This is a genomic window from Ectobacillus panaciterrae DSM 19096, from assembly GCF_000430785.1.
Classification (GTDB): domain Bacteria; phylum Bacillota; class Bacilli; order Bacillales; family Bacillaceae_G; genus Ectobacillus; species Ectobacillus panaciterrae.
Genome location: NZ_AUMR01000042.1, coordinates 49,672 through 59,238, shown reverse-complemented (window position 1 = coordinate 59,238; position 9,567 = coordinate 49,672). Strand labels below are relative to the sequence as shown.

The 9,567-nt window shown below is 40.1% G+C and carries 6 protein-coding genes and 1 rRNA gene; all 7 read right to left on the bottom strand.

Translation table 11 applies throughout. The annotated features are described in order from the left end of the window. Nucleotides 1-282: ribosomal RNA gene (locus tag H540_RS0111505) — 16S ribosomal RNA — on the bottom strand; the annotation flags it as partial. A gap of 235 nt (nt 283-517) precedes the next feature. Next, complete coding sequence (gene gyrA, locus H540_RS0111500) at nt 518-2,980, bottom strand: DNA gyrase subunit A (RefSeq protein WP_028400773.1); 2,463 nt, start codon at nt 2,978-2,980, stop codon at nt 518-520. An 81-nt stretch (nt 2,981-3,061) separates the two neighbouring features. Next, nucleotides 3,062-4,984: a DNA topoisomerase (ATP-hydrolyzing) subunit B gene (gene gyrB / locus H540_RS0111495; RefSeq protein ID WP_034670865.1), complete on the bottom strand. Its 1,923-nt coding sequence runs from the start codon at nt 4,982-4,984 to the stop codon at nt 3,062-3,064. A 47-nt stretch (nt 4,985-5,031) separates the two neighbouring features. Further along, the gene (recF, locus tag H540_RS0111490) at nt 5,032-6,144 is read right to left on the bottom strand and encodes a DNA replication/repair protein RecF (protein WP_028400771.1); all 1,113 of its coding nucleotides are present in this window, start codon (nt 6,142-6,144) and stop codon (nt 5,032-5,034) included. A gap of 15 nt (nt 6,145-6,159) precedes the next feature. Further along, nucleotides 6,160-6,372, bottom strand: coding sequence for a S4 domain-containing protein YaaA (gene yaaA / locus H540_RS0111485; RefSeq protein WP_028400770.1), 213 nt, complete (start codon nt 6,370-6,372; stop codon nt 6,160-6,162). 125 nt (nt 6,373-6,497) lie between these two features. Further along, a complete protein-coding gene (gene dnaN / locus H540_RS0111480) occupies nt 6,498-7,643 on the bottom strand; it encodes a DNA polymerase III subunit beta (protein WP_028400769.1) in 1,146 nt (381 codons plus the stop codon). 181 nt (nt 7,644-7,824) lie between these two features. Continuing rightward, nucleotides 7,825-9,171, bottom strand: a complete 1,347-nt coding sequence (dnaA, locus tag H540_RS0111475) for a chromosomal replication initiator protein DnaA (protein WP_028400768.1) — start codon at nt 9,169-9,171, stop codon at nt 7,825-7,827. Nucleotides 9,172-9,567: the final 396 nt, after the last annotated feature.

Genomic DNA, 9,567 nt, shown 5'->3' with positions numbered 1-9,567 from the left:
TACGCATCGTCGCCTTGGTGAGCCGTTACCTCACCAACTAGCTAATGCGACGCGGGTCCATCTGTAAGTGACAGCCGAAGCCGTCTTTCCATTTCGAGTCATGCGACTCAAAAAAGTATCCGGTATTAGCTTCGGTTTCCCGAAGTTATCCCAGTCTTACAGGCAGGTTACCCACGTGTTACTCACCCGTCCGCCGCTAACCTCCGAAGAGGTTCGCTCGACTTGCATGTATTAGGCACGCCGCCAGCGTTCATCCTGAGCCAGGATCAAACTCTCCATAAAAGTGTTTGTCTAGCTTTAAAATAAAAATTGACGTTTCATGTTTTGTTTAGTTTTCAAAGTTCATTGCCGCTTGAAGCGACTTTTATAATATAACATACTGCATTTCTTTCGTCAACAACTTTTTAAAAATGTTTAATAAGCAACTTGCTGACTTTTGTTATTATATAAGCTTATTTGTCGAAATGCAAGCTTATTTTAAAAATAAAAAAATGAGGAGGATTTCTCCCCCTCACTTTTATTCCACTTCCATTTCAATCTCTATATCTTCTTCACGCTGTGCCTTAGCGACAGTCGCTACCTCTTGGTCTCCTTCTAGACGAATCAGCTTGACTCCCTGCGTATTACGGCCCATCCGTGAGATTTGATCTACCGGCATACGGATTAACACACCAGCAACTGTGATGAGCATGATATCTTCTTCCCCATGAACTGATTTAAGGGCAATCAATTTACCGTTCTTATCAGTGATATTACACGTTTTTAATCCTTTTCCGCCGCGGGTTTGAATACGATATTCCTCAATAGGCGTCCGTTTGCCGTAGCCGTTTCTCGTAACAATTAATACATCCATATTATCTTCCGCGATTTCCATGCCCACAACTTGATCTTCCTCACTCAAGCTGATAGCTTTAACGCCGGCTGCCGTTCTTCCCATAGAGCGTACATCTTGCTCATGGAATCGAATCAGCATACCATCGCTTGTCCCGACAACAATATCCTTGTCTCCCCCTGTTAAACGAACAGAGATGAGTTCATCTTCTTCACGCAATGTAATCGCAATTAAACCGTTGTTGCGAATATTTGCAAAAGAAGATAAAGGCGTGCGCTTTGCCAATCCATCCTTAGTCGCAAAGAACAAATAAGAGTCGTCACTAAACTCACGAATCGGAATGATAGCATTTACCCATTCGCCTTTCTCTACTTCTAAAAGGTTAATAATAGGAATGCCTTTTGCAGTTCTGCTGTACTCTGGAATTTCGTATCCTTTTGTACGATATACCTTACCTTTATTCGTAAAGAAGAGGATATGGTCGTGCGTAGAAGTTGTGAGCAAATGCTCTACAAAATCGTCTTCATTCGTTCCCATTCCCTGTACACCGCGTCCGCCTCTATTTTGGCTTCTATAAGTAGAAGCAGGCAACCTTTTAACATATCCGTTATGCGTGAGGGTAATTACAATATTTTGTTCCGGAATTAAGTCTTCATCTTCGATAGCTTCCATACCGCCTAGAACAATTTCTGTTCTGCGCGTATCATTAAAACGCTCTTTAATTTCCGATAGTTCGTTTCTAATAATCTCTAATACCTTTTCTTCATCTGCCAAAATCGCTTTTAGCTCAGCAATAAGACTTAACAGCTCTGCATATTCTTCTTCAATCTTATCACGCTCTAAGCCTGTTAGACGCTGTAAGCGCATGTCAAGAATCGCCTGCGCTTGCTTATCGCTTAAACCAAAACGTTCGATTAAACCTTGACGTGCAATATCTGCTGTACGAGAGCTGCGAATAAGACTGATGACCTCATCCAAGTGATCGAGCGCTATACGTAAACCTTCTAAAATATGAGCGCGTGCCTCCGCTTTCTCTAACTCGTATGCAGTACGTCTGCGAATTACTACTTTCTGATGCTCCAGATAATAATACAAGCATTGTTTAAGATCTAATACTTTCGGTTCTCCGTCTACTAGAGACAGCAGATTAATGCCAAAGCTTGTTTGCAAAGCAGTGTGCTTATATAAGTTATTTAACAGCACGTTGGCATTTGCGTCTCTTCTCACTTCCATAACAATACGCATACCATTACGGTCAGACTCATCACGCAAGTCTGTAATCCCATCAATTTTCTTATCGCGAACAAGTTCCGCAATTTTCTCAATGAGCTTCGCTTTATTCACTTGGTAAGGAAGCTCCGTTACAATAATAGATTGCTTGTTGTTGCCGCGTTCTTCAATCTCTACCTTGGCACGGATAATAACAGTTCCTCTTCCGGTTTCATAAGCACGTCTGATTCCGCTTCTTCCAAGAATTTGACCAGCGGTTGGAAAGTCCGGGCCTGGAATTAATTCCATCAGTTCAGGAATTGTGATTTCCGGATTTTCGCTGAGCGCTAAGACACCATCAATAATTTCTCCAAGCTGATGGGGTGGGATATTTGTTGCCATCCCTACCGCAATACCGGTAGCGCCGTTTACAAGAAGGTTCGGAAACCTTGCAGGAAGAACAATCGGTTCTCTTTCTGAACCATCATAGTTATCTTGATAATCAATCGTATTTTTAGCAATATCACGTATCAATTCCATAGAAATTTTGGACATTCTCGCCTCTGTGTAACGCATAGCAGCCGCAGCATCACCGTCAACAGATCCAAAGTTTCCATGACCGTCAACAAGCATATAACGTTGGTTAAAATCCTGCGCCATACGTACCATTGTATCGTACACTGCCACGTCGCCATGAGGATGATACTTACCGATAACTTCCCCAACAATACGCGCTGATTTTTTATATGGTTTTTCAGCGACAATCCCTAAATCGTTCATCGCATATAAAATTCTGCGGTGAACCGGCTTCAATCCATCACGCACATCGGGCAAAGCACGGGATACAATAACGCTCATTGCATAATCTAAGAAAGAAGAGCGCATTTCTTGGCTAATATTAATTTCTCGAACTCGGGCTTGTTGTTGGTTATCTGACATCAACCAGCACCTCCTCTTACATTTCCAAACACATCTCGTTTTATATGAAGAGAAGACAGGAATATATATTCCTGTCGTTCTTTAAATATCAAGGTTTTTCACGTACCTAGCGTTATCCTGAATAAAGTTGCGCCGCGGCTCCACTTTGTCGCCCATTAAGGTTTCAAATGTTTCATCCGCTTCAATCGCATCCTGCAGATTTACCTGAAGGAGTGTACGAACTTCAGGATCCATTGTTGTTTCCCAAAGCTGCCCTGGATTCATCTCTCCAAGACCTTTATAACGCTGAATTCCTGGCTTCGGCTGAGCAGGCATTTCCGCTAATACTCTTGCCAGCTCTTTCTCATTATAGACGTACTGCACTTTTTTCCCTTGCTGCACTTTATAAAGCGGCGGCTGTGCAATATATACGAAGCCATGCTCAATAATTTGACGCATATAACGATAAAAGAACGTTAATAATAGGGTACGGATATGTGCACCATCTACATCGGCATCTGTCATAATGATAATTTTATGATAACGGGCTCTTTCTATATCAAAGTCTCCGCCAATTCCGGTTCCAATTGCTGTTACCATAGCACGTACCTCATTATTAGATAAAATCTTATCCAACCGTGCTTTTTCTACGTTAATAATTTTCCCTCTTAGAGGCAAGATCGCTTGGAAATGACGGTCACGTCCCTGCTTTGCCGAACCTCCGGCTGAATCACCTTCTACAATATACAATTCACTGATAGAAGGATCTTTAGAAGAGCAATCTGCTAATTTCCCAGGCAAACTTGATATTTCTAATGCACTTTTTCGTCTCGTCAGCTCACGTGCCTTTTTGGCTGCTACGCGAGCACGAGCCGCCATCATCCCTTTTTCTACAATCTTACGGGCAACGGACGGGTTCTCAAGGAGGAACTTCTCAAACGTTTCGGCAAAAACGGACTCCGTAATTGTTCGTGCTTCACTATTTCCAAGCTTCGTTTTTGTCTGCCCTTCAAATTGTGGATCTGGATGCTTGATGGATACGATGGCTGTCAAACCTTCACGTACATCTTCACCAATCAGGTTGCTGTCGCTATCTTTAATCAAGCTGTTCTTTCTTGCATAATCATTGATGACACGAGTCAAAGCTGTTTTAAAGCCTACTTCATGCGTACCGCCTTCGTACGTATGAATATTATTCGCAAAGGAATAGATGTTGCTCGTGTATCCTTCGTTATATTGAAGAGCAATTTCTATTTGAATGCCGTCACGAGCTCCCTCAACGTAAACAGGCTCCTCATGAATCGCTTCTTTCGTACGGTTTAAATGCTCTACATACGACTTAATTCCGCCCTCGTAGTAAAACTCTTTTTTGCGCGGGTTTTCACGCTTATCTTCAATCGTAAGCTTAATGGCGCGATTTAAGAAAGCAAGCTCGCGCAAACGGTTTGCTAATGTGTCAAAATCATATTCTGTCGTTTCCGTAAAAATTTCTGCATCCGGAACAAAGTGAATCGTTGTTCCTGTATGGTCAGCGTCACCAATTATTTTTAAATCTTCAGTAGGAACGCCGCGTCTGAATTCTTGGTAGTGAATTTTCCCTTCACGATATACGTATACTTCCAACTGGGAAGATAGTGCATTTACAACAGAGGCCCCTACACCGTGCAAACCTCCAGATACTTTATATCCGCCCCCGCCAAACTTACCGCCGGCATGAAGGACAGTCATAATAACTTCTACAGCTGGCCGTCCCATCTTTTCATGAATTCCGACCGGTATGCCGCGTCCATTATCTTTTACTGTAATGCTGTTATCTTCTTCAATTATTACATTCACTTCATCACAATAGCCCGCAAGTGCTTCATCAATACTGTTGTCAACAATCTCCCAAACGAGATGATGGAGACCCTTAATGTTCGTAGAACCGATATACATGCCCGGACGTTTTCGAACCGCTTCTAATCCTTCTAGCACCTGGATTTGACTTTCGTCATACGTATTCTCTTGCATTTGCTTTTGTTCCATTGTCACAAACATCACCTACTTTTCCATTTAACAGAAGCAATCCCTGCTTAGCTATTTACCGTACCATTTGTTACTCGAATTGTTTTTGCTTTCTTTAATGTCTCATGCTCAATGCCTTCAACACTTGTTGTTGTAACAAATGTTTGTACTTTACCTTGAATGGTATTTAAAAGATGAGATTGACGATAATCATCTAATTCAGACAATACATCATCTAATAAAAGAATGGGATATTCTTTTACCTCAGAATGGATTAATTCAATTTCAGCTAATTTTAGGGAAAGTGCTGTCGTTCGTTGCTGTCCTTGTGATCCAAAGACTTGAACATTTTTGTCATTAACGAAGAAATGTAAATCGTCGCGATGAGGGCCAATTAAAGTAGTACCACGGAACATTTCGCGCTTCTTAATAGATTGAAAATTTTCATAGTATACTTCTTTCATTTTCGACAAATCCGTCGATTCTGATACATCTATACTTGGTTTATATACAATCTTAAGCTCTTCCAGCCCTCTGCTGATGCCGCGATGGATGGGGGCAGCCCATTCCTGCAGCAAATGAAGAAATTCAAACCGTTTTTTCAAGATGTTCACGCCATGCTCAATCAGCTGAATTGTAAATATATCTAACATCGCTTCATTCTTTGGCGTTTCTTCATGCATAGACTTTAATAAATGATTTCGTTGGGTAAGTACTTTTTGATATTGGCTGAGTTCATATAGATATACGGGGGCAATTTGCCCAAGCTCCATGTCGATGAAGCGTCTCCTTACTTGAGGACTCCCTTTTACAAGATTCAAATCCTCAGGAGCAAACATCACCACATTCATTTCGCCGATATACTGGCTGAGCCTGGACTGCTCCAAATGATTCAACTTTGCTTTCTTCCCTTTTTTTGAAATGATTAACTCCAATGCGAGAGAAGAATGTTGTTTTTGAAGCTTCCCTTTTATTTTACCATACTCGGAGTCCCAATTGATAAGTTCGCGATCATTTGAGGTACGATGGGATTTTGCCATTGCCAACACATAGATGGCTTCCATTAAATTTGTTTTTCCTTGGGCATTTTCCCCAATAATTACATTGACTTTGTCTTCAAAAGAGAGCTGCAGCTGCTCGTAGTTACGATAATTTTGTAATGTCAGTTCCTGAATATACAAAGGGATCCTCCCCTTTTAAACTTTCACTTGAAACGTACCGATTGCCGGAACTGTTACTGTGTCATTAGCGAAAAGTTTTCTTCCTCTTCTGTCTTCCTTTTCTCCGTTCACATACACTTCGTTCTCCTGCAAAAACCATTTCGCTGCGCCGCCTGTATTGATAAGATCAGCGACCTTTAAAAATTGTCCTAATGTAATATATTCTGTCGAAATTTGAATGGTTTTCATTACATTCGCTCACTTTCCGAAAGTGTTCATTCTTTCATTGTACTAAAAAATTGCGCAATAGAAAAGAATTGGGACTGAAAAAAGCTACTAGCTCTTTTTACTAGTAGCTTTTTTCCTCCCTCATATCAGTATGTGCGAACTGGTAAAATCAGCTGCACGATGGAATCATCATTCACAGTACGGATCAAGAATGGACGCATTGCTCCAGTAAAGCTCGTTTGAATTTCTGTGCTGTCCAAAGCTTTTAAAGCATCCATCATATATTTTGCACTAAATGAAATCTTTAATTCTTCCCCCTCAATTTGCTCGCATTGCACTTCTTCTACAACCTTGCCAATTTCCGGTGAGTTAGAGGATATTTCGAGCATATCGCTTCCAAGAGTCGATAATTTCACAACATTATTTCTGCCGTCTCGCGCTAACAATGAGGCGCGGTCAATCGCCTGCAAAAATTCTTTCGTGTTGACCAAAACATCAGTTTTGCTCTCTGTCGGGATTAATCGAGACGTATCTGGGTAATTTCCTTCTAGCAGACGAGAGAAAAACAACAAATGCTTCGTACGGAATAGAACTTGGTAATCAGTAATCACGATATCTACCATTTCCTCTGATTCATCAAGAATTTTACTTAGTTCATTTAAGCTTTTTCCTGGAATGACAACATTTGCTTGAAATTCAGCCGGAAGATTTTTACCTGTAATCTTCGCCTTCCTTAAAGCCAAACGGTGACTATCTGTTGCAATGCAAACCAGCTCGCTGTTATACACCTTCCAGTTGACACCTGTCAAGATTGGTCGAGTTTCGGAAGTAGAGACCGCGAATACTGTCTGCCGGATCATATGTTTTAATAAATCAGTCGGAATTTGAAAAACATGGTGCTCTTCTAACTGTGGAAGCAGCGGATACTCTTGCGGGTCTAAGCCATTTAAATTAAATTCAGCTTTTCCGGATTTAATTTTTGTCATGAAATGGTTTTCTACTTCAATTTCTACAGTATCCTTAGGAAGCTTTTTTACGATTTCACTAAAATATTTAGCTTGCAGTACGATGCTGCCTGAGCGCTCTACCTCTGCAATTTCTTTTCCGTTTTCCTCTGTTGGAATGAAGGATTCAATAGAAATATCAGAGTCACTTCCTGTTAACGTAACGCCTTCTCCATTCGCTACAATTTTAATTCCCGTCAAAATAGGAATTGTTGTGCGAGAAGAAACAGCTTTCATGACATCTTGTACACTTCGAACAAGATAATCCTTTTGGATAATAAAGCGCATTTTAAAAAAACCTCCTGCTGATCAGTATAAATTCTAGTTTATTAAGTAAGAATAAAAAATTAGTAGTAATAGTAGTAATACTTGTGGATATGTGGATAACCTATTTGAGCTAAGGAAAAACAGTCTATCAACATGTGGATAGACTGTGTGTAAACCAGGAAGGGTTATTCACATAATTCAACTAACTTTTGAGTATATCACGGATTTCATCAAGTTGTTTTTGAAGCTGAGTATCTATTTTAACAAGCTTTGAAATTTTTTCATGTGCATGGATAACTGTTGTGTGATCCCGGCCGCCAAATTCTTCGCCAATCTTTGGGAGAGAAGAATCTGTAAGCTCTCGTGATAAATACATAGCAATTTGACGTGGAAAAGCTACAGATTTAGTCCGTTTTTTTGCTTTGAAATCATCCAGTTTTACCTGAAACAGCTGTCCAACTGCCTTTTGAATCTCATGAATGGAAATAATCCTCGGTTTGGAATTCGGAATAATGTCCTTTAATGCTTCAGCAGCTAAATCTGCATTAATGTCTTTATTAATTAGAGATGAATACGCAACAACACGAATGAGGGCACCTTCTAGCTCACGAATGTTGGAATCAATTTGATTAGCGATATATAACATCACTTCATTCGGGATATCCAAACCTTCCGCTTTTGCTTTTTTTCGTAAAATTGCAATACGTGTTTCCAAATCCGGCGGGGTAATATCTGTAATGAGTCCCCATTCAAAGCGAGAACGCAAGCGGTCTTCCAATGTTGGAATCTCCTTTGGAGGACGGTCGCTAGAGATGACAATTTGCTTGCTTTCTTCATGAAGAGCGTTAAACGTATGGAAAAATTCTTCCTGCGTTTGTTCTTTTCCAGCTAAAAATTGAATATCGTCTATAAGAAGAACATCCACATTTCGATATTTGTTGCGAAAATCAACAGCTTTATTGTCACGAATGGAATTAATAAATTCATTCGTAAATTTTTCAGAAGAGAGGTATACAACCTTTGCATTTGGATTATGCTCAATTACATAGTGGCCAATTGCGTGCATTAAGTGCGTTTTTCCTAAACCGACGCCCCCGTAAATAAATAAAGGATTGTACGCTTTTGCAGGAGCTTCAGCCACCGCCAACGATGCCGCGTGTGCAAAACGGTTGCCGGATCCAATTACGAACGTATCAAAAGTATACTTTGGATTCAGCATACTTTTAGGAAAGTGGTTCGGTTCATCGTTCATCATCTTTGCCTTTTGCGCAGGAGGATAATCAAATTCTTCTTCAGCTTGGCTTTGCGGAATGATGAAGCGGATTTCAAGCTCTTCGCCTGTTACATGGTATAAAGTCTCTGATATCAGATCAGAGTAATGCGATTCCAGCCAATCACGGGCAAACTCATTTGGGGCTGTAATCGTCAAATTATGCTTTTTAAGAGAATAAGCTTTTGTTGATTTGAGCCATGTTTCAAAGCTGGGCTTGCTGACCTTTTTTTCAAGCTCTTGTAAGGTCCGGTTCCATAAATCATTAATGTTTTCCAAAGGTGTCCCCCCTTTTACATAGGATAGTGAGCAAAGGTGTTTAAGTTTTGTATAACATTAAAACCCGAACGGTGAATATTTATACAAATACCTACAAATATCTAAAAAATACGAGTGTATGCAGATTGTAGTTTTCGACAAAATATACATATGTGGACAAGTAGTTATAAACATGTGAAAATAAAATGTCCACAAGTTATGCACAGTTTGTGGATAAGATGTTGTTGTGGAAAACTTGTTCTAAGGTGAAAACAAAAATATAATATCAAAAAAGAGTAGTAATATCAATGTGTTTTGGAAAGTTATCCACAAAATCAACCTATTGTGGAGAAAAGTTGTCAACAATACGAGATACTGTGTAAAAGAAAACAGTTAAGCTGTGGATATTTTGAAAGG